Here is a 22,433-nt window from a genome sequence, read left to right as displayed (position 1 = left end):
TTCCCTAGCTTATGATTTTGTGCCCCGCAAGAGAGCCGAGTATTCGCGAAATGAACGCTGCGGCGCACCCACAATAGAGAATACCGATTTTGCTTGTGAAGAAGCATTATCAAGTAATAGTTCCAGTTCTTGAACTGCTTCTGGCGGCGTCTGCTGTCGTGCTGTCCAATCTGCAAAGTCAATCGGCAGATGCCACTGTTGTATCGCGGTGAAGGGCATCCCAATACTTTCGCCAGCCGCTTGCCACTCAGATATCATCCAATCCCAACTATGAGAAGGATCGCGTAGTTTTTCCACCTGATTGATAAACTCTGCCAGTGCAATATCTTCCGGTGAAATAATGTCCACAACCACAAACTTTCCACCCGCTTTCAACACTCGAAAAACCTCATTTAGCGCGGGTGTCAAGCTGGGGAAGTGATGGGCGACATAGCGGCAAGTCACAATATCAAACTGCTCATTTGAAAAGGGGAGTGCTGTAACATTGGCTTCCTGAAAATGCACGTTATTTAAGCCTCGTGCCATTGCTTGCCGCGATGCCTCTATTAACATTTTCTGGCTTAAGTCGATGCCAATCACTTCGCGGACATGAGGGGCGAAAGCAAACCCCGTATGTCCTGCCGCACACCCTACATCAAGTACACTCATCTCTGCTGTTGGTTCACCTGCCTGCACCATCAGCTCCAGATCGTGCCCTTGTGCGAAAATGGGTGATGTACTGTATGCATTTGCTGCACGGTCAAATTGCTCTCGGATTGCTTCTTCTGGCTGCATTTTTGGCTCCTAAAATAGGTGTGGACAGGATAGAAATTCGGTGGAATTAGTGTTTTTAGCTCTAAGCCAATCGGATTGAGAAGCGATCGCTTTCTGTGTCAACATCAACGCACGATGCAGGCAATGCCGATAACACGCAAAGCGTTAAAACATGCTCAACCCAGCAATTTCAGCATCTCAATCGCCAGACTCAGAATCAGCGGCATCTCTAGAGACGGGCATCACCAGCACCTTATCAACGCGATTGCCATCCATATCCATCACTTCAAAACGCCAACTACCCAGATGAAAATGGTCGGCAGCCGTAGGAATTTTCCCTAAATGGGTAATCATAAAACCGCCCATTGTGTGATAGTTTCCTTTTTGCGTTCCCGGCAATTCCTCAATATCTAATATTTCAAAAAACTCTTCCACCGACAACATTCCATCAATCAACCAGGAACCATCTTCGCGTTGTACGGCTGGAGGAGATGTTGTACTATCGATTTCTACATCACCAACGATTTCTACTAAGATGTCGTTGAGCGTAACTACTCCCTGAGTGACGCCGTATTCATCTACAACCAGCGCCATGTGAGTGCCGGTTTGCTTGAATAATTCTAGAACTTTCAGCCCTCCGGTACTTTCAGGCACAAATACCGGCTGTTTCAACGAGAGCGTTAGGTCAAGCTGTTGTCCGGACAGACAGCGCCCTAATAGGTCAGTCACGGGAATGATGCCCAAAACATTATCCAGCGCCCCCTGACAAACGGGAAATCGGGAATAGGCGCTGTTTATAATCTTGCGTTGATTTTCTTCCTGGGAGTCTTCTAGGTCAAGCCAGACAATATCCGGTCGGGGTGTCATTAACGCACTCACGGGTCGGTCTCCCAGGCGAAACACTCGTTCCACCATGTCTTGTTCTGCTTCCTCAAAGGTTCCCGCCTCCGTGGCTTGCTCGATTAAGGCTGTAATATCGTGTTCGGTGATTTCACCATCGGTAGACGGTCTGATGCCCAACAGCCGCACCATCATATCTGTGGAGGTACTCAATAGATAAACAACTGGGGCAGCAATAGTAGCCAACATCCGCATCGGGATAGCAACAGATGAAGCAATCCGTTCTGGATAGTTTAAAGCCAGCCGCTTGGGCACTAGTTCGCCAATAATCAGTGTCAGATAGGTGATGATCAGGATGGCGATCGCTGATGCGATCGCGTTTTTATACGGAGCGATCCAGGCAATCAACCCTAATAGAGGGGTAAGGCTTTTGGCGATAGTTCTTTCGCCGAAAGCACCGGAGATAATTGCTAGGAGGGTTATCCCCACCTGAACAATCGCCAAAAACTGATTCGGGGAATTCGCCAGTTCCAAGGCAGCGCGTGCTTTGACATCCCCTTGGTTAGCCAGCTGTTGCAGCCTCACCTTCCTAGCCGAGACGATAGCTAACTCTGACATCACAAAGATGCCATTGGCAACGATCAGTAGCAAAACAATCAGAAATTCGGTAGTAGGGGTCATTTGTCCATGTGTCAGTAATATCGGCGAACGGTGCCTTAGATGGAAGTAGGGGCGATACCCGAAGTTGGATGGTTAGAAAACCAGAGAACCAATGTGCCCACCCCGATATCAAAAGCTGGGGTTCCCCAAAAAAGCAGTAGCTATAGAGAAAGTAGCATTTTGTGTAAAGCAGAAATCTATCGGTAGAGCAGTCTCGATTTGAACTGCCTTCTAAAATGATGGAAGTAGGGAGGTATACTCCTGCCTTTTTGTCAGAACGAATTAAGCATTTCCTCCAACTGATGGCATTTTCTTCTATTATTCGTGCCCTAGGGCGATCGCCTCTCACGACAGAACTCCTTTCTAAGCTCGACCAACAACGGTATCTACAGCTCAACGGCATTCCCCGTTTGCCAAAGGGATTGGTGGCTTCTGCCCTCGCGCAAGCCCAAGGACAGAATTTGTTCGTGGTGTGTGCCACCCTGGAGGAAGTCAGCCGCTGTTGCGCTCAACTGGAAGCGATGGGTTGGCAGACGGTACATTTTTATCCGACTTCTGAAGCATCGCCCTACGAGCCATTTGATCCCGAATCGGAGATGACTTGGGGACAGATGCAGGTATTGGCAGATTTAGTCAAGGCTGAGGCGACAGGAAGTCCTCACTCCTCAGCCAAGATGGCGGTTGTGGCGACGGAACGGGCGCTACAACTTCATTTGCCACCTCCTGAAGCTTTTAAGCCTTTCTGCATCACCCTGGAACGCGGACAGAGTTGGGATTTAAACGCCTTTAGCAAGAAGGTGGCGACTCTGGGATACGAACGGGTGCCTCTGGTGGAAATGGAGGGGCAATGGAGTCGGCGCGGGGATATTATCGATGTGTTCCCGGTGTCGGCTGAGTTGCCGGTGCGTTTGGAATGGTTCGGGGATGAACTGGATCAGATGCGGGAGTTCGATCCGGCAACTCAGCGATCGCTAGATAAGATTGAGCGGCTGGTGCTAACTCCGACTGATTTTAGTCCGATTGTTCGGGCGGCGTTAGAAGATACGAACCGCCAAGACGCCAAGGTCGCGAAGGAAGAGAGGGAAGAGAGGGAAGAGAGGGAAGAAGAACCAGAGAAGAGTACGCGGCGGTTGTTGGGGGTGGCTTTTGAGAAACCGGCTTCTTTGTTGGATTATTTGCCGGAAAATACGCTGATTGCGATTGATGAGCCGGAGCAATGTCGCGCCCATAGCGATCGCTGGGTGGAACACGCTGAAGAACAATGGGCAATTGCGAATAGGAAGGAGGAATTACCCAAAATTCACCGCAATTTTGATGAATCTTTAGCGGCGGCGGAACGCTTTAAGCGGCTGTATTTATCAGAATTGGTTGAGTCCTCAGTCCTCAATCCTCAGTCCTCCGCACTCAATCTAGCTAGTCGTCCGGTTCCGGTAACGCCGCATCAGTTTGCTAAAATTGCGGAAACTTTGCGGAAGGAACGCGATCGCAGTTTCTCGATCTGGATCGTTTCTGCACAGCCTTCCCGTTCTGTATCGTTGCTCCAAGAACACGATTGTCCGGCGCAATTTGTCCCCAATCCCCACGATTATCCGGCGATTGACAAGTTGCAAATCCAGAAGACGCCGGTGGCGGTAAAATATTCGGGGATCGCGGAACTGGAAGGATTTATCCTGCCAACCTTCCGATTGGTGGTGGTGACAGACAGGGAGTTTTTCGGACAGCATTCTCTGGCAAGTCCCAGCTATATCCGCAAGCGTCGTCGGGCGGCGTCTAAGCAAGTCGATCCCAACAAGTTGCGCCCCGGTGATTATGTGGTTCACAGAAATCACGGGGTTGGTAAGTTTCTCAGGCTGGAAAGTCTGACGGTTAATAACGAAACCCGTGAGTATTTGGTAGTGCAGTACGCGGATGGTTTGCTGCGAGTAGTGGCAGATCAGGTGGGTGCGATGTCTCGGTTTCGCGCCACGGAGGGGAAACCGCCGGAACTGAATCGAATGTCCGGCAAGGCGTGGGAATCTACCAAGAATAAAGTCCGCAAGGCGATTAAGAAGTTGGCGGTGGACTTGCTGAAGTTGTATGCTCAGCGATCGCAACAACAAGGTTTTGTTTATCCAGCGGATTCGCCTTGGCAAGAGGAATTAGAAGATTCTTTCCCCTATCAACCGACGCCGGATCAGTTGAAGGCGGTGCAGGATGTGAAGCGGGAAATGGAAAGCGATCGCCCGATGGATCGGTTGGTGTGCGGTGATGTCGGTTTCGGCAAGACGGAAGTCGCCATCCGCGCCATATTTAAAGCGATTACCGCCGGGAAGCAAGTTGCGTTCCTCGCCCCAACGACGATTCTGACTCAACAGCACTACCACACCCTAAAAGAGCGTTTCGCCCCCTACCCAATTGAGGTGGGTTTACTCAACCGCTTCCGCAGTGCTGAGGAACGCCGCAATATTATCAAACGACTGGCAACGGGTGAATTAGATGTCGTCGTTGGCACTCACCAACTCTTAAGTAAGGAAATTCGTTTCCGCGATTTAGGGTTATTGGTGGTGGATGAAGAACAGCGATTTGGCGTCAACCAAAAGGAAAAAATCAAATCTCTGAGAACGCAGTTGGATGTGCTAACTCTTTCCGCCACCCCGATTCCCCGGACGCTTTATATGTCATTGTCGGGAATCCGGGAAATGAGTTTGATTACTACGCCGCCACCGTCTCGGCGTCCGATTAAAACTCACCTGGCATCATACGATCCCGAAGCGATCCGTACGGCGATTCGCCAAGAACTCGACCGAGGGGGACAGGTGTTTTATGTCGTCCCGCGAGTCGAGGGAATTGAAGAAACGGCTACAAAGCTGCGAGAAATGGTGCCAGGAACCAGACTGGCGATCGCTCACGGTCAATTAGACGAATCTGAGTTAGAAGCGACGATGCTTGCCTTCAGCTCTGGCGAAGCGGATATCCTCGTCTGTACCACGATTATTGAATCCGGCTTAGATATCCCCAGAGTCAACACGATCCTGATTGAAGATGCCCATAAATTTGGTCTATCCCAGCTATACCAATTGCGCGGACGGGTAGGACGTGCTGGCATCCAAGCTCACGCATGGCTATTTTATCCCAAGCACAAGGCGCTCTCAGATGCCGCACGGCAACGGTTACGAGCCATTCAGGAATTCACTCAGTTGGGTTCTGGCTATCAACTTGCCACGCGCGATATGGAAATTCGGGGCGTCGGTAACTTATTGGGTGCGGAACAATCGGGACAGATGGATGCCATTGGTTTCGACCTTTATATGGAAATGTTGGAGGAAGCGATTCGCGAAATTCGCGGGCAGGAAATTCCCCAAGTTGACGATACGCAGATTGACTTGCAGCTGACGGCGTTTATCCCCGCGGACTACATCACCGATTTGGATCAAAAGATGAGCGCTTACCGTGCAGTGGCTGCGGCGAATTCTAAGGAAGAATTAGTGAGTATTGCCGCAGAATGGAGCGATCGCTACGGGAGTATCCCTAAATCAGCAACTCAGTTGCTGCGGGTAATGGAACTGAAACAACTGGCGAAAAAACTCGGCTTCAGCCGGATTAAACCAGAAAGCAAACAACACGTTATCCTAGAGACACCGATGGAGGAACCCGCCTGGAACCTGCTCAAAGATAATCTGCCAGAACACCTGAAAACTCGCTTTGTCTACACCTCCGGTAAAGTCACCGTTCGCGGTTTGGGCGTCTTGCCTGCCGAGCAGCAGACGGAACATCTGATTACTTGGTTGGGTAAGATGCAAGGGGCACTCCCAGAACCGGCACTCGTCTAATTTACATATCAGTACTGACAGCTCGGTTTGCAGGGTCGAAGAGTTGAAATTTGTCTTTAAGTTTGTCTGCGATTAGATCGGGCAAATCGGTAGTGTCAAAACCTCTTCCTATCTCCCTGCAAATTTTTTGTTATTTTTGCTACCAATCCTCTATCAATCTCAGGAAAGATAATGAACAAATTGCACTCAAAAAAATTACCTCGTTGGGTACTTCCGCTTTGACTGAATACTTAGTTTTAATGTAATTAATGAATGCAGTACAGCCAAGCTCACTGTGTAAATCTCCTAGATCAGAATTATCGGAACATTGGTTTAACTTATCTAATTCTGTTCTTCTAAAATTGGCTTGAGCTGGCATTTCATGATTTCAACCAGTCGAGAAATAAACTAAATTCAGTCTCTAAGCAATCCCAGCTTAGGTATTTTGACGTGGCATTTGTTTAATTGGTGATTATTTCATCAAATCTTTAAAAATCCTGATAGAATTTGTTCGTAGTTTTATGAAACATTTCTTTAGGGTTTGTATCTTGGAAATAGGGATGAGCAAATACTCAAGCAATTGGAAAACACAAGGGTGAACCTAATGAGTATGATCTGCACAGACAAACAGCCGAATACCCTAGAAAGTATTGCACTCGCTTCAGCAGAAAGCGTACAAGCAGCTAAAGTCGTTCGCTCGCCTAAAAAGCAGCAATTCGATATACTGCGCCCACTCCGTCAATGGCTGGACGGAATTGCGATTTCTGACCGTCAGATGGCTGAGCTTCTCGCAAAGGCGATTCCGGCACAGTGCCCCTTTGAGCGTGATATCAAGCTATTTGGTCACAAAGTAGGACATATTCCTCCGTTGTGCAAACTGAATCCGTTTTATGACCAACTGGTAGGATTGCGTTTTCGGGCGCTTTGTTATCTAGTCGATCAATGTGGTGTGGATATCCAGTCCTACATCTAGAGAAAACTAGAGCAAATTGTGCTAAGGCAAGCATACACTTTCTGGCGAGCGCCAGATGACAGTAAAGGTAAAGGTTCAGCATCAGCCCAGTCAATCGCATCTCACCCAGTTGGGCGTCTCCGCTAGACCCATTTGGATGAAAGAAGTTTCCGAATTTTCCTAAACCTACGACGATCCGGAAACTTGCTAGTTTTTAGAAGAGGATGTCACTGTAACGCCGGAAGATGAAAGGCTAGTGCAAAAGGCCAAAGGCGACTTGAGTAACTCCCGCCAGGATGCCTTGCACTTGCAAGATGAAAGATTTTAGCCAGGTAACGCTGCCAACTGCAACTCAATTTCATCGGGATTGAGCTTCTGACCAATAAAGACTAACTGAGTTTGCCGGGTTTCCTGTGGTTGCCAAGGACGGTCATAAAATTGATCGAATCTCGTTCCCACTCCTTGTAATACCAGCCGCATCGCTTTGTTGGGAACTGCCACAAATCCCTTGATTCGATAAATTTCCTGTTGTTGCACCAACGCTTCTAACTGTTCTTGCAGCTTCTGGGGATCGAAAGTACGGTTTAAAATCACCTGAGTCGAGGTAATTTCTTCGTCGTGATCGTGGTCTTCTTCAGTGTCGTGATGACTGGGACGATTATCTAAGTTGTCTTCTACGGCACTCTGGAAACCCAAGAGAACCTCCGGATCTAATTTTCCGCGATCGCTCGGTACCATCTTGACAGCACGAGACAGTTCTCGTTCAATCAACTTCACGACCTCAGCCTGCTGGGTAGCGTTCACCAGATCGGTTTTATTCAACACCACCAAATCGGCACACGCCAGCTGATCTTCAAAAAGTTCTTGCAATGGCGTTTCGTGTTCCAGATTGGGATCTTCCTGGCGCTGTGCGTCCACCGCTTCGGGATCGCTGGCGAAGGTTCCCGCCGCCACCGCCTCGCAATCCACGACGGTAATGACAGCATCTACCGTCGCGGCATTGCGAATTTCGGGCCAGCGAAATGCCTTCACTAGCGGCTTTGGTAACGCCAAGCCGGATGTCTCCACTAAAATGCAGTCGAGACTATCTCTGCGCTTCAGCAGTTCTAGCATCGTTGGCAAAAATTCTTCCTGAACCGTACAGCACAAGCAACCATTAGTTAATTCAACAATATTGCTGGTGCTGTCGGCTTCTTCTTCTGGACAGTAGCCACAAGAACGCAGCAATTCGCCATCAATCCCCAGTTCGCCAAATTCGTTGACTAAAACAGCGATGCGGCGTCCTTGATTGTTCTGTAGCAGGTGGCGAATCAGAGTTGTTTTACCACTCCCTAAGAAGCCGGTGATGACAGTGACGGGAATTTTGGTAGCCATTGTTTGAAAAGTGTTGAGTTTTGAGTTTTGAATTAATCATTCAGTACCAAGGCGGCGAGGGTGTATCTCCGTAATTCTTTATGAGTGCCTTGTATACACGATTGACTATTCTAGGCTGAAAGCTGAAATTTAGGTGGATGGCGCGATCGTTCCAGGGCGATCGCAGCTAAATTCTGGATGTCCTTCCCCAGCAGAATCTCATCATTAGAAAAATATAAAAACTAAATGCTTGAACCCCTTGTGTAGCAGCTATTTCAAAAATAAGAGGCTTTTCCGTACTACCTTGACAGGCAATCTGATTGTTCTTTTGGCGATGCGAGTCTATTAACAACAAATAAAATACAGTTATCTCCATCAGCCGGTGCAAGGTGAGTGCATTCCCCTTCACAGGCTTAAAGATAGTTGATGGCAAATACAGGTGGCTCTATATTAGCTCCAGCTTTTTCCCTCAGCATTCAGTAAGCGATCGCTCCAATTCCAAATACTCGCTTTTAGCCGCTTGCCGCCTATGTTTCATCATCACCACTTCTCCTGCACCGCTGGTACAGAAGCGTCATTCAAGCCAATGATTTTTACTTGTTTACACGAAAAAATATTGAAAATTTGTATACATAGCTACTTATTTTTTTAGTTCAAAGAAAGATATTGAGGTCATTATTTTTACTTGTTTTGATGAGAAAATATTAATATTCATGCACATGAATACTCAATCCATTTATCTAAAGATATTATTGAAAAAATTCCTGACACTGGCACGTAGAGGTCAATAATTTATGGCTTACGAACGAGTCTCCAAACGCTCCTCTGGGAATTCTCACATCCATAAAAAAGATTCTCGCTGGACTACCCCTGCGATGCCAGTGCAAGCTAAACCAGTTTCTGCGTCGCCACAAGAGCAGGAACTACCAAGTTACACTCCACTACCCGCTAATTGGGCGACTAATAATAACTTGATGCGGAGTCTGTCAGGGGCAGGAGTAGTCCAGCGTCAGGAAGAGTCGGGCAAAGAGGAGCTAGAACCGATTCAAGCGAAGCTTACCATTGGTCAGCCCGGAGATCAATATGAGCAGGAAGCTGACCAAACGGCACAGCGAGTCGTAAATCAGATTAACGCACCAGTTTCCAAGCAATCATCTCAAGGTGAAACTCTCCAGCGCGAGGAGATGCCTGAAGAGGAAGAACTTCAGATGAAACCCGCATCCGGTACTCTCCAGCGCGAGGAGATGCCCGAAGAGGAAGAACTTCAGATGAAACCCGCATCCGGTACTCTCCAGCGTGAGGAGATGCCTGAAAATGAAGATGAAGAACTTCAGATGAAACCCGCATCTAGCACTCTCCAGCGCGAGGAAATGCCCGAAGATGAAGAACTTCAGATGCAGCGTAAATCAGATAGTGAACCAATGGCGGCTACGCCTGACTTAGAATCATCTATTCAACAGGCTAAAGGTGGGGGACAATCACTCTCGGACAATATCCGAGAACCGATGGAACAGGCATTTGGGGCTGACTTCAGTGGCGTCAAGGTTCATACAGATGCTCAGTCTGACCAGATGAATCAATCCATTCAGGCGAAGGCATTTACAACGGGGCAGGATGTCTTCTTTCGCCAGGGGGCATACGATCCGGGGAGTCGGGGAGGGCAGGAGTTGCTTGCTCATGAGTTGACTCATGTGGTGCAGCAGAATACGCAAAATGCCAAAATTCAGCGTGTGGAGCAAGGAAAGGGGAAGGAAGAAGCAGCAGAATGGGTGAAGAAAAATCCGAGACCAGAAGGTTTAACGCCTTATAACAGGAAGCAGAAAAGAGCAAAACAACCTAGCGATTCCGAACAAGACATAACCTTGACTAATCTGGGACGAACAGAAGGAACGAATGAGTTTCTAAAAACTCTACAAAATCCAGAAACGCTTAAAGCATATCAAGAACTTGAACAATTAACTGGGAAAGATATCCTCAAACAAGCAAGTATTTGGCCCGTAGGTAAAGGGACTTTTGGGACAGTGGTTCCCTATAAAAAATCAGGAAGTTCAGATACCGATCCTGCTACTCATGTAATTAAGAAAGAAAACCTTGGTAAAAGAAATTATGATGAACGAAAAGCCGAACGTAAGCGAGCTATATATATTCCTTTAGTTGCTCATGAGTTGGGATTTACGCATATGCCGCTTTCTACATCAATGCCGCAAGATAGCCAGGTAGATAGGCAGAACAAACAGAATAATGTTCTTTCTAATCTAGCACCAGGAAAAGATGGCAGCAAAAAGATGGCTGCGGCATCAAACCCTCACTATGCGCTTGAAACAATAGATAGAGAGTTTGAGGATTTTGTAAAAAAGGCGACAGGGAAATTCAGGTCCGATATTTCAAAGGGAGACCTGGAGGAACTCGAAAAAAAATTTGGATATACCAAAAGATTGGAGGAAGCCGAGGAAAAATTCAGTTGGAAGAATAAAATTCAGGAGTTGGATGTAGATGAGCAGCAAATTCAGGATGTAGTAATCCTCGATATGCTGTTTCAGTATCAAGATGGTTCATATACTCAATATATGTTCGATCAAGGTGGTTTACAAAAGATTGATAATGATGATTATGGCATAGGAAAAGTGGATAGAAATCAAACTGGAGTATATTCAAGCTCATTTCCCGTAGGATTACCTAACGCAAATAAGCTTCTTACCGAGGCTACTAAAAAACGCATTTTAGAGATGGATGCGGAACACTTAAAAAAAATCCTTAAGGCAGCTACATACAAAGATGGATCTGACAACAACCCAAAAGAAAAGCAAAAGCAACAGGTATTTGATGAAGCAAAAGCTTTACGTAACTTAGAAGATATCCAGTTTCTAATAAAGAAAGCAGAGAAATATGGTGGCATCTCACTCCGAGAAGTGTTTGACTTATACAATGCTAGAGATAAAGATGCGGTTCTCGATCCTAAAAGTAGCAAAGCAGAAGGCTGTGAGTCACTGATCAAAAAAATAACCAAACAAGAGGAAGTTTCACCTAGTCAGCTATACAATATTTTAGGTGTTGAATTTCCTACAGCACGACAAGACCTTTTTCAAAATTATCCTGATGTCCATAAAGAATTAGGAGGCATTGACAAAGACCGTCAGCAGGAGCTACAGGAAGAACGTAAACAAAAGGGTTATGCTCCAAGTATCAAAGACAACCCAGAGTTTATAGAAGCTATCAAGGAACGCTCAAATGCACTTCGACCAGAGCGCCAAAAAGTTATTCAAGAACAGCAACAAGCTAAAAATTTGAAGGCTTTGCGAAAGCTAATTAATGACATACCTAGTCAATTTGAATCATTAGGAAATATTAAGGTAGATGAGCTTTTGAAATCAGCGCAAGACATTAAAGATACAGAGCAAATCGAAGGTAACGATCATAGATTTAGTCAGCTCAAGAACTGGAAAGCAAGACGCACTAAAGGCAAAATTCGAGAAAAAATCTCTGCACATAAAGGCTATAGCTATGGTACAATACAAGATTTGTTAAATAATGCAGAAGCGGAAAGTTCAGCCATTAATCATGGCAGAATTAAAAGTAAGGCAATGTATCCTGTGAATGTATTCCGCCTTCAGAAACTCATTGAAGAGAATAAATCTTCTCTTAAAAAGAGAACTGATTTACTCAACGATCATATGGACAAAATAGTAAACAGTATTAAAACTTTAGATCCAGTTCCTCTTAAAGAACTGAGAATTCTTGGTGATATTCGCTTAGATGTAAAGCCAAAATTAGAAGCTGATATATATGCTTTAAATAACTTGATAGGGCAGCTAGAAAAGATAGTGAATAATGTACTGAAACATAAAGAATATGTCAAAGTTTTTGGGGAAAGTAATGTTTTGGAGGAGTATATTGTGAATTTTAAAAATGTCATTGAGTTATATAAAAAGGCAGCTCAACGGAGTTGGGTACCCTGAGAATATGAACCGTGTTCTTGACAAAAAAAAGACTCTGCCTCAACTCCTCTACTCTTCCAAAAGAAATTAATCGCCTTCACTCCACATCATCCGGTAAGTCTTTATCGTCATCCCAACTTACTCCGGAAAATATTGCGATCTCTCACTTCCACAGAACAACAATTTAAGCAATAGCAGAGTGCGATCACTTGCAGAGTGCGTCTCGATGCACCCTACAAAATGCGATCGCGTTTACTTTGTACAGGAATCAGGAGAGGATGCGATCGCTCCAGTTCTTGACTCTGCTGCTCAGTTGATCTAGTAGCGAGAACCGCTATAAACTACAGATGAACGCAGATATTCAGTTCGCCCAAGGACTTTTTAAATAAGTTATAAGTCACTGGGTAGAGATAAACGTAACTCACGCTCGTGCTTCGTGGTTCATAGTTCGCAAGTAATTTTCTATCCCCCGATGAACTATGAACCGTTTCATTACTTAGGTTGTTTTGTGCCGACCTAGTTGATTAAGCTTGTTGCCACATCTCCTGAATTTCACCTGGGAGATAGCTAGCAACTTCCTGAATTCGTTCGGGAGATAGCTCCTCTTTGGTTGCAGAAAATACAGCTTTAATAATTGTTTCTGCGTCTCTTTCGGGTAAATTACCCTCTTGCCTCAGCCGAACTAAAAAGTTCTCCGGTTTGATTTTTAACTGGGGTCTTATTTTGCTTAAGAAACTGACAATTGGATTGGTGTCTTCCCACAAATCTTCCACTTCATCAGTTGCTGACTTGTCCAGTTCTTCCTCGACTCGCTCCACCGCTTCATTAGACATTACGTCGCGCATGGTGCGGAAGACTACTTCAGCCGCATTTTTTGCTTCATCCAGATCATTTAAGTTTCCTTTTGTCTTGACTTTCTCTAAAAATGCGTGGTGTGATGCCATAATTTTCTGCAAACCCTAAAATTATCAAACTTGATTCAATGAGCGCTCTCAAAATGGGACGCTCAAACTCTAGTTAATTTAGAAAAGTAATTTAATTCTTACGTCTCTCTGAAGAAGTAAATAATTTTTCGTAACTTTCTATCTGAATTTTCAGCCAATTAAATCGTTAGTTGCTGTATTATTAGTCATTTGATAGAGTAGAAAATATTACCTCCCAAGCGGGATGTGACTTTCTCGGTGTGTGGAAGCGCTGATACAACCGCTGCAATTTTGTAGATTTCTCAAAAGTCCATACACTTGAAATTCGGAAAATGAAACCTGTTCATCCCTCGCGTCAAAATCGCTTCATTCCTAGCAACTGGCGAATTGAGCAACTGCCTGGATTAAGTGCTGAAAATCAAGCTGGATTAAGAGACTGTGGCATAAAAACCACTTTGCAACTACTCCAACAAGCTAGTAGCCCGGTGCAAAGACAAGCTTTAGCTGTCCAGTTACAGATTCATATTCAACACATCAATAAATGGGTGGCTTTGGCGGACTTGTCTCGCCTTCCGGGTGTGGGTTGCGAATATTGTGGACTACTGCTTCATGCCGGAATTGCTTCTTGTGCCCAGCTTGCCCAGACGCCCGTTGAAAGGATACATCAACAAATTTTGCGGCTCCAAGTCGCCACTCTACAACGCCGGGATCTCTGTCCCACGCGGGGAGAAATCGCACAATGGATCGACCAAGCGCGTGCAGCTACGCGATCGCCTTCTTGCAGTCGCGTCTAAGAGACATTTCCTATCACCACGATGCCCAATAAAAGCTGACAATCCTGAAAGCTTGATGATAATGGCTTCACCATCACCTAGCCTCCAGGATTGTAGAAAATCGTGTGTTGTAGTCTAAGAGTCTTGAGGGAGCGTCAACTTATTATTCGGCAGTTGCGAGATCCGTGCTGCCGCGAGTGCGTTTGCGTGTCAGCGTGTTGAACAGCATCTGACCAATTGCCTTGATCAAGTTGCCATTTAATTCTTGGAACAGCTTCATATTCATGGCAAAAGCATCATTGGCTTCATCCACAATCTTGTCTGCTGTGGCATCATCAATGGGCAGATCGTTCATGGCTTGGCGATAGGTTGCCTTGAACGCCTTTTCATCGTCAATTTCTTGAAATTCGTAGAAAGCTGTCCCTTGCCCATCCGTGAGGTTCATCGCCCGTTGAGCAATGCCCTTGAGGATTTGACCGCCGGACAAGTCGCCAAGGTAGCGGGTATAGGAATGGGCAACTAACATTTCTGGGGCTGAAGTCGAGACTTCGCGGATGCGCTGGATGTATTCTTCAGCAGCAGGCGAGGCAGAGATTTGTTCGCGCCAGTTGGTGCCGTAGTAGTAAGCGAGGTCTTGTTCTAGGCTCTTTTTCCGGTTTAGCTGGGGAAAATAAATCTTAGACAGAATGGGGTGTTGCCGGTGCCCTTCCATCTCTTCTTCCATTGCGGAATAGACGAAGTAGAGGTTCTTTACCAAATTCCGGTAAGAGTTCTTCTCAACAACGCCTTTTAAAAAGCACTTGACAAAACCAACGTTTTCCGCCATTGTGTGGGATTTTTTGGTTCCCTCACGCAATTTGGTTGCTAAATTGCTGCTCATGCTAAATTTCTTATCCCTAAAGTCTACGGAGGAGCGTACCGATCTTTTCCACGGCTTGAAAACCGCTAAAACGTTAGATTAGACTGATTTGCTGAGAATTTTCATTAAGAATTTTGAACATCGGCAGCTCTTGAGGCTAAGTCGCGGGGAAGCAAGGCAGCGACGATTTGGAATTCTAGATCGGGCTAAAACGTCGCTACAAAGCAGCCGCTAGGCTCTCCGTAAACATTTTATAATTTCTCATTTTCTGGAGATTAGGGAAATCAACCCACTAAAAAGGGCGGGTTTCCCCGCCCTGAAAGGCTAATCGATGCCTCATCGTCACCCACATTTAAAAGCTTGAATGCCAAAGCTTGAAACGATGGAATTAAGGTAGATACATCTGTATTGAAACAAGGCTTTGATAGATATCTAGAAAAATCCGCTTCAGTTAGGGGAGTGTCAAGTCCTACTGTGCTGTCTGACTAGAACCAAGACTTGCTTGAATATCCGGAGGCAGAATTACTTTGTCAACAACGTGGATGACGCCGTTGCTGGCTGGAATATTCGGCTGGATCACCTTGGCGTTGTTTATGGTGATTTCGCTGCTGGCACTATCAACCTTAACGGTAACGGGGGTACCTTCAACGGTTTTCACTTCGCCGGATTTTAGTTCGGTGGAAGAAATTTTACCTGGCACCACATGGTAGCTCAGAAGCTTGACTAGAGTTTGTTTGTTTGCTGGTTGCAGGAGTTTGTCCACAGTACCGGCTGGTAAGGCGGCAAAAGCGGCATCAGTCGGTGCAAATACCGTGTATGGCTTGTCTCCAGTTAATTGGTCAGTCAAGCCTGCTGCTTGCACTGCTTTGGTGAGAGTGGTGAAGGAACCATTGCTGGCTGCTGTTTGTGCCAGTTCTCCCAGGTTTTTGTCTTCGGTTGCCGCACCATTGGCTTCCGCACCAGGGGAGGTGGTAGGAGAAACTTCAGCACTGGGTGAAGTAGTAGTAGCAGGAGCTTCAGCAACTGGTGATTCGGTTGTTGCGGTCGAATCGCCCGTCGGAGCTTGGTTCGCTGTGTTTGCACCAGGCTGACCGCCGCAAGCAGAGAGAACGACCAGGCTACCAACACCGATGACGCTGAACAACAGTTTTCCTAAACTTTTCATGAATGGCCTTTTGGTAAAGATAAATTACAGAGCTATTTACAAAAGTTAATAATAAATTGGTCAAGAGCCTCTCAGCCTATGGAGGTATTTAGAAACGCGATCGCGTCTCTCTAAGGAAAGGTATTACCAGGCTAATGCCAGCCCATCGGCGCGGGGTTCGGAAGCGGCAACCAGTACCCCGCCTTGCCGCAAGATGATCTGCCCCTTGCCAAACATTCCGGGTTCTGCACTGATTTGGATATCATGACCGCGTTCAGCGAGCGCAAAAGCAATATTCCGGGGCACCATCTGTTCTAAAAGCACTGTCTTGCCAGCGACAAACCGCCATCTCGGTGCATCCAGCGCTGCTTGGGGATTCATCCCATAGTCTAGGAGGTTGACAACGACTTGCAGATGTCCCTGTGGTTGCATGGGTGCCCCCATGACGCCAAATGGCCCTAAAGGTTGACCGTCTTGGGTAAGAAAGCCGGGAATAATCGTGTGAAAAGGGCGTTTCGCGGCTCCCACTTGATTTGGGTGTCCCGGAGTTAGGGTGAATCCCGATGCCCGGTTTTGCAGAGCGATGCCCGTATCGGGAACCAGAATGCCGCTGCCAAAACCACTGTAGTTAGATTGGATGAAAGATACCATCAGTTCGCTGTCAGCCGCTGCGAGATAGACGGTGCCTCCCTTGGGCAACCCAGGCTGAGCGATCGCAGCTTCTTTTCCAATCAAACAGCGTCGTTCGTCAGCATAAGCTTTGTTTAGGAGATGTTCTACAGGCACCTCCATAAACCGAGGATCGCCAATATATTGATGTAAATCTGCAAAAGCCAGCTTCATCGCCTCAATTTGCAGATGGTAGCTAGAAACTGATTCGCGGGGGTAATCGGGCAGGGGATAACCTTCGAGAATATTCAAAGCCATTAGCGTCGCGATGCCTTGAGTATTGGGAGGAATTTCCCAAACGGTAATGTCCCGGTAGTTGGTGAAAATCGGCTGCACCCAGTCGCAGGAGTGGGTTGCCAAGTCAGATGCTGTCAAAATACCGCCGGTTTTGGCAGCAAAGTTAGCGATTTTTTCGGCAATTTCCCCTCGATAAAAGCTTTCCCCTTCAGTTTGAGCGATCGCTCTTAGGGTTTTGGAATGAAGCGGACTCCGCCAAATTTCCCCGGCGGCGGGTGCCCGATTTTCTGGAAAAAATACTTCTTTAAATGGCTGAAACTCTGGTGCAATCAGCGGCAAATAGATTGCCTCGGCTCGCTTCCACGCCCGTGCCGTCTCCGGTGACACGGGAAAACCTTCTTCAGCGTATCGAATCGCCGGGACAAATAGCTGCTCAAACGGTAGCTTTCCCCAACGCTTCCATAATTTTTGCCATCCCGACACGGCACCCGGTACGGTGACAGTCAGCCAACCCAAATCGGGAAATTGATCCATCCCGGCAAAAGCGTCTAGATTGAGATGCTGGGGACTTTTCCCCGAAGCATTCAATCCGTGCAATTGCCCATCCCAAACTAAAGCGAAAGCGTCTGCACCGATGCCGTTGGAGGTGGGTTCTACGACAGTCAGCGCGATCGCCATCGCGATCGCGGCATCCACCGCATTTCCCCCAGCCATCAGCATTTCCATCCCAGCCAAAGCCGCCAGAGGTTGGCTAGTTGCCACAGCACCTCGCTGCCCCATCACCACTCGTCGGGCACTAAAGTAGGGATAATCGGTTAAATTTTCTGGCGGCATTGCATTTTTAAACCGGGCAATTTATAGCTGGATTAAAGCGGGAAACTCTGTACCAAAGTTGTCTGGACTGCCCCCTGTTCAGCCGGTTCGATCGTATTCATTAGAATAACCGCACTGCGTCCATTTGGGGCTAAGCGCACTTCTCTGAGCGCATATTTCATCGTATTATCGCGGTATGTATTCAGGCTGCTCAGGGTACGTCTCCGATTGTTGTAAATAATCTCAAGTTGTAGAGCAGCACGATCTGTATCCGCATTTCCTCCATACGCAACTGATGGGATATATTTTTGCCGCATTAATACCTGTAGAGGGTCTTTCTTATTCTTCACTAAAAAGGTATAAACTTCACTTCCATCTGGGTTGGTGACGCGAGAAAGAGCAGGCAGTCTTCTTCCTGCTGCTGGACGATTTAATTTTAATTTGTACCGAATTACCGAAGTTTTTTTAAGTAATTCTGTTTCAGCGGCTTGAGTCGTTGGGCTTGAAGATTCCTGAGTATTTTCTGTTTCTATACAGCCATATTCAACGCAAGAATTTGTAGGTGCATTTACGATTTGCAATTGTGCTTTAGGCGTTTCCGTAATCGGGTTTCGATAACTTTCTAGATAAATATAGTGACGACTATCAGTTGAGAAACCTGATAGTCTACGACTTGTTTTGAAAATTTCCGCGAGTGCGTCTGAAGATATGAAAATCGTCGCAACCACGACAAAACTCAGTGAAATTACGGGTAAACTTTTCATGGCAATCTTATTCTTTTGAATGCAGAGATTATTTGATTTTAAATTTTTACTTGAGGATTGACAATTTCTTTTAAATTAGCGAAACACTCAGTTCCTGTTAAACTGTTACCCGCTCAGCCTAGAAGCTTCTGCACCCTAAAATTCCTTAGAGTCACCTGTAATAGATATTTCCTGGGAGGGATGCTTTTTAGTATTTTTGCTTAATAAAGCTAGGAGTTTAGAGTCAGCAAGCAAACCCCACATTGGCAACAACAAAAGCATCCTCTCTAACCCCCTATTTAAAAAAACAGCGATAGAATATCATCCGTTAGCTCTAAACACTCAAGAAAATTTCAGCATGAACTTTTTTACATACCTGTTGCACTTAGCCGGATCGGGTGCTGGGGCTTACATTGGTGCTAGCCAAATTCGCGATCCTTTAACGCGCCCAAACGTCCTCGCCGGGTTCCAACTGGCAGAATCCGGTTCAGTTCCATTTCTGCAAGCATTGAGCGATCGCGCCGCTGCTGAAGGCGATACGTGGCTAGCTGAAAAACTTGCCCGCCACGCCTCTGATGAAAAGCGTCACGGTCAAATTTTTGCCCAAGCGCTGAAGCGGCTGAATAAGCAAGTCATTGACTTCAAGAAAGCCGCTGAAGCTAAGCCAGAGGGTAAGCCGGATGAACGCCGCCGCAGTCCCTTTTTTGAAGCTTACTTTGAAGGATACTCCCAAGAAAGCTTGAAACCGCAGAATATTGACTGGGTGGTGTTCATGGCTAGCACGTATATCCTAGAACTGGATGCCAGCAAAGACTTCGTTCGCATGGCTAATGTGTTACCAGAGGATGAACCGAACAGCGCTAGCTTGAAAAAGGGACTCCTCAGTATCGCCCACGACGAAACCGGACACGCCGCTTATCTTTTAGAAGCGCTAAAGCGTCGCCTCCCAGATGCAGCAGTAGAAGAGATGGTGGATGCGTGGCGGACTCGCAAGGTGAATGCTTTGTTGGCAATGGTGACAAATCTGATGCAGAAAAGCGGACAGATACCTTCTCTGGTTCAGGATGGCGTTCCCACAGAAATGTCTGAGGAAGCAGAACTAGCGGTAGCTTAACCTATTTTCTCGTTCTCTGATTTCCTGTAGGGCTTTCGCATTTAGGCGAACATTTCTGTTACACACCCTGATTTTTGAACCCGAAGACTTCGCCCTCAATCTAGCCGTGGGGAGGGCGAGGCATTCAGAGCAACTATTGTTACAGCAAGCGTTTTTTCGCTGGAATGCGAAAGCCCCTACAATCATCAGGATGCTGTAGCGCGGTCGATTTGGGCAACTTCTCGATCTGACAGCTTGACATCGACAGCACGCACAGAGTCTTCAATGCTGGAAACTTTACTTGCGCCGGGAATAGGCACAATGGCTGGAGATTTTGCCCGCAGCCATGCTAGGACAATATTGTAGACAGAAACGCTTTTTTCTTGGGCAAGTTGCGCGATCGCATCAATATCTTCCAGTTTGCCCACGCGACGGCTACCACCCAACGGACTCCAAGGTAAAAACGTTAGTTGTTCCTTTTCGCAATACTCCAGCACTCCGTCCTCTTCCGGCTGACGATTCCAAGGATTGTACTGATTTTGTACAGAGACAATCTCAACCACATCACGGGCGCGTTTAATTTGCTCTACTGAAAAGTTAGAGACGCCGACAAACCGGATCATCCCTTGTTCTACAGCTTCTTTGGCTGGTTTGAGCGACTCTTCAATCGTGTAATCTGTATCGGGTGCGTGGTATTGCCAAATATCTATCGGCTTTCCCCCCAAAGTCTCAAAGCTGATCCGAATTGTCTCTCGTAGATGCTTGGGGTTGCCGTTGCGCGTCCAGCTACCGTTAGGGCGCATCAGTCCGCCCTTAGTGGCAACCAGAACATTACTCTTATCACCTGAATAAGAGGAAAGCGCTTTACTAATTAAGCCTTCGTTGTGGTGCTTATCTGATTCATCTTTGCAGTAGGAATCAGCGGTATCAATCAGCGTCACGCCCAAATCGAGGGCGCGATGGATGACTTTGATGGATTCTGATTCTGGGGGTCTGCTACTTAAAGACATCGGCATTCCACCCAGTGCGATCGCGCTGATTTTGACACCTGTATGTCCTAGTTCTTTCGTTTCCATTGTTTGATTTTGCTTTCGTCTTCTACCCCTTCAATTGATTGAAGATTGCCGGATGGAAATCGTCTGTCTGACGGTTAGTTCTCAACAAGCGATCGCAAATTCTGTTGGTCAACACCTTGCAAGGACACAGCATTAGCGTGTCCATACGTCTAAAAGGGCAATTCTAACTCGACGCACTCGTATAAAATCGCAGTGCAAACCGCCAGAAAACCCGCGAAGCGAATAATAGCGCCAACGCCAGAATTCCCGCACTCACTATCCAACCCACCTCGACGCGCCCCAGCATCGCCTCCGCTGGGATAGTCGTTAAAAACGCTACTGGCACTATGAAAGTAAAGAAAAAACGGTAAGCAGCGGGATAAGCAACCATTGGGTATCGCCCAGCTTCTAAAAAGCCTCTGAGTACCTCAGTGACGTTGTAGATTTTCACAAACCAGATGCTAGTCGCCCCCAGCATAAACCACAGGCTGTACAGAATTGCGAAACCGAATAGTAGCGGTATCGTACTTAAGAAATAGTCGCTGATTCTCAAACCCAACCGCGCCCCAGCATAGCCAATCAGCACCCCTCCAAAGACTAAATCTGGCAGTCCCCAAGGAGAAAAGGCGCGGGTAGAAAGCCAAAATTGGCTGCTGATTGGCTTCAGCAGCACAAAGTCTAATGTCCCTTGCTGAACCTGATCGACAATCCGGTTTAAATTAGGCACCAAAAAGCTATTAGAAAAGCCTTGCAGGATCGTAAAAACTCCCAACACAACCAAAGCTTCCTCCCATTTCCACCCTTCAAAGGTGTAACCATTGCGGTAAAACAAGGACAACCCAAACATACTACCGGCTAGGTTTCCCAAACTACTGAGTGCTGCTAGAACAAAATTAACCCGGTATTCAAGTTCGGCAGCGATCGCTGTACTCCAAAATAGCTTTAGTACCCGTAGATATCGTTGCATCTTCTCAAGGTTGCAAGGTGTGCCAATTTGAAAGTAACGCGATTTAGTCCTAGCAAGACTGCGAGAGCGATCGCGTCTTTAAATCCCACTTTTCTGACGCGGATCGTCGCTGGGAGGATGCCAGCCGCCTTGCACCCAAAACCGACGAGATTTCTGAATAAAACCATCATTATGAAACTCATCATTAAAATCAAGTCGATTGCAAGTAGCTCTACCTGTAGGTGTAATACCTAAAATTTTTATACCGTCTGCTGTCCTGATAAAATGTTCAGCCCACGGTTGCTGACGAGGATTAAATAAGGGTATTTCTTCTTGAGTTTCTGTGTCAATTCCTACTATAAAATTATAACGACGCTCATTACAGCGACGGCAAGCTAAAGCTAAATTTTCAATCTCATCAGACCCTCCCAAAGACTGCGGGAACAAATGCTCTATGGTGAGTAGAGATGTACTCAAAAATTCAGGAGAATGGCAATACTCGCACAAATATTTTGCTCGTTGCCGTACCAACTGCTGGAGCTTATTTGAAATCGTCACGGTTGAGCAGCAATTTGGGCGTTGATGTAGGTAAAAATCATGTCTAATTCTCCTATACCCTCCAGTTCAGCAGCTTCTTCTGGCGTGAGAAAATCAGCCTTTTTTTTCTCCAAAAGTTCTTCCATCCGGGACTGGAGTTCTTCTGTGAACTTGAAAAGATTCATATTCTTTACTTTTTCAACTCGGATGCCAGTCGTTAGCCAAGAAGAGGGTCTAATTACTACTGGGGTCATGGCATTCTCACAGTCGATTTAGTTCTAGTGTACTATTAAGCGCGATCGCGCCTTCACACTTCATATCTATGAGCGATGAATAGTTAGGGATGCGATCGCTGTACTC

General features: G+C 46.5%; 17 protein-coding genes. 5 read left to right on the top strand and 12 right to left on the bottom strand.

Annotated elements, in window-relative coordinates; translation table 11 throughout:
- Nucleotides 1–9 precede the first annotated feature (9 nt).
- Nucleotides 10–774, bottom strand: coding sequence for a class I SAM-dependent methyltransferase (locus tag NDA03_RS04410; RefSeq protein ID WP_348237388.1), 765 nt, complete (start codon nt 772–774; stop codon nt 10–12).
- A 177-nt stretch (nt 775–951) separates the two neighbouring features.
- Nucleotides 952–2,274 (bottom strand): hemolysin family protein, encoded by a 1,323-nt coding sequence (locus NDA03_RS04405; RefSeq protein ID WP_190410123.1) that lies wholly within the window; start codon nt 2,272–2,274, stop codon nt 952–954.
- 281 nt (nt 2,275–2,555) lie between these two features.
- Here NDA03_RS04405 and mfd point away from each other — a divergent pair, with 281 nt between their 5' ends.
- On the top strand, nt 2,556–6,062 hold the full coding sequence (mfd, locus tag NDA03_RS04400; RefSeq protein ID WP_348237387.1) for a transcription-repair coupling factor: 3,507 nt from the start codon (nt 2,556–2,558) through the stop codon (nt 6,060–6,062).
- Nucleotides 6,063–6,651: 589 nt separating this feature from the next.
- Complete coding sequence (locus NDA03_RS04395) at nt 6,652–7,014, top strand: Mo-dependent nitrogenase C-terminal domain-containing protein (RefSeq protein WP_190410141.1); 363 nt, start codon at nt 6,652–6,654, stop codon at nt 7,012–7,014.
- Between the two features lie 303 nt (nt 7,015–7,317).
- Here the strand turns inward: NDA03_RS04395 and cobW are convergent, their stop codons facing one another.
- Nucleotides 7,318–8,367 (bottom strand): cobalamin biosynthesis protein CobW, encoded by a 1,050-nt coding sequence (gene cobW, locus NDA03_RS04390; protein WP_190527018.1) that lies wholly within the window; start codon nt 8,365–8,367, stop codon nt 7,318–7,320.
- 773 nt (nt 8,368–9,140) lie between these two features.
- On the opposite strand from cobW, the gene NDA03_RS04385 reads away from it, so the two are divergent.
- On the top strand, nt 9,141–12,302 hold the full coding sequence (locus NDA03_RS04385; RefSeq protein ID WP_348237385.1) for a DUF4157 domain-containing protein: 3,162 nt from the start codon (nt 9,141–9,143) through the stop codon (nt 12,300–12,302).
- Between the two features lie 503 nt (nt 12,303–12,805).
- On the opposite strand, the gene NDA03_RS04380 is transcribed toward NDA03_RS04385, so the two are convergent.
- Nucleotides 12,806–13,225, bottom strand: a complete 420-nt coding sequence (locus tag NDA03_RS04380) for a DUF2267 domain-containing protein (protein WP_190527020.1) — start codon at nt 13,223–13,225, stop codon at nt 12,806–12,808.
- 311 nt (nt 13,226–13,536) lie between these two features.
- On the opposite strand from NDA03_RS04380, the gene NDA03_RS04375 reads away from it, so the two are divergent.
- The gene (locus tag NDA03_RS04375; RefSeq protein WP_348237384.1) at nt 13,537–13,998 is read left to right on the top strand and encodes a DUF4332 domain-containing protein; all 462 of its coding nucleotides are present in this window, start codon (nt 13,537–13,539) and stop codon (nt 13,996–13,998) included.
- Between the two features lie 142 nt (nt 13,999–14,140).
- On the opposite strand, the gene NDA03_RS04370 is transcribed toward NDA03_RS04375, so the two are convergent.
- The 4 genes from NDA03_RS04370 to NDA03_RS04355 all read right to left on the bottom strand — a co-directional run bounded on the left by NDA03_RS04370 (nt 14,141) and on the right by NDA03_RS04355 (nt 18,463).
- Nucleotides 14,141–14,857: a heme oxygenase (biliverdin-producing) gene (locus NDA03_RS04370; protein WP_190429697.1), complete on the bottom strand. Its 717-nt coding sequence runs from the start codon at nt 14,855–14,857 to the stop codon at nt 14,141–14,143.
- Nucleotides 14,858–15,305: 448 nt separating this feature from the next.
- Nucleotides 15,306–16,001, bottom strand: coding sequence for a fasciclin domain-containing protein (locus tag NDA03_RS04365; protein WP_190527026.1), 696 nt, complete (start codon nt 15,999–16,001; stop codon nt 15,306–15,308).
- Between the two features lie 123 nt (nt 16,002–16,124).
- On the bottom strand, nt 16,125–17,720 hold the full coding sequence (locus NDA03_RS04360) for a gamma-glutamyltransferase family protein (protein WP_348237383.1): 1,596 nt from the start codon (nt 17,718–17,720) through the stop codon (nt 16,125–16,127).
- Nucleotides 17,721–17,752: 32 nt separating this feature from the next.
- Nucleotides 17,753–18,463, bottom strand: coding sequence for a DUF2259 domain-containing protein (locus NDA03_RS04355; protein ID WP_190410115.1), 711 nt, complete (start codon nt 18,461–18,463; stop codon nt 17,753–17,755).
- 337 nt (nt 18,464–18,800) lie between these two features.
- Between NDA03_RS04355 and NDA03_RS04350 the strand changes: the two genes are divergently transcribed.
- The gene (locus NDA03_RS04350) at nt 18,801–19,556 is read left to right on the top strand and encodes a ferritin-like domain-containing protein (RefSeq protein WP_348237382.1); all 756 of its coding nucleotides are present in this window, start codon (nt 18,801–18,803) and stop codon (nt 19,554–19,556) included.
- Between the two features lie 185 nt (nt 19,557–19,741).
- Here the strand turns inward: NDA03_RS04350 and NDA03_RS04345 are convergent, their stop codons facing one another.
- The 4 genes from NDA03_RS04345 to NDA03_RS04330 form a co-directional block, all read right to left on the bottom strand.
- Nucleotides 19,742–20,611: an aldo/keto reductase gene (locus tag NDA03_RS04345; RefSeq protein WP_190535214.1), complete on the bottom strand. Its 870-nt coding sequence runs from the start codon at nt 20,609–20,611 to the stop codon at nt 19,742–19,744.
- A gap of 163 nt (nt 20,612–20,774) precedes the next feature.
- Nucleotides 20,775–21,557 (bottom strand): ABC transporter permease, encoded by a 783-nt coding sequence (locus NDA03_RS04340; protein ID WP_190410112.1) that lies wholly within the window; start codon nt 21,555–21,557, stop codon nt 20,775–20,777.
- A 78-nt stretch (nt 21,558–21,635) separates the two neighbouring features.
- Nucleotides 21,636–22,094: an HNH endonuclease gene (locus tag NDA03_RS04335; protein ID WP_190985723.1), complete on the bottom strand. Its 459-nt coding sequence runs from the start codon at nt 22,092–22,094 to the stop codon at nt 21,636–21,638.
- A complete protein-coding gene (locus NDA03_RS04330; RefSeq protein ID WP_190535222.1) occupies nt 22,091–22,327 on the bottom strand; it encodes a hypothetical protein in 237 nt (78 codons plus the stop codon). The genes NDA03_RS04335 and NDA03_RS04330 overlap by 4 nt, the downstream gene beginning before the upstream one ends.
- Nucleotides 22,328–22,433: the final 106 nt, after the last annotated feature.

This window comes from Trichocoleus sp. Lan (assembly GCF_039961855.1).
Taxonomy (GTDB): Bacteria; Cyanobacteriota; Cyanobacteriia; order Cyanobacteriales; family FACHB-T130; genus FACHB-T130.
Note: the sequence above shows the minus strand (reverse complement) of the source record. Positions and strands in the feature narration are given on the sequence as shown.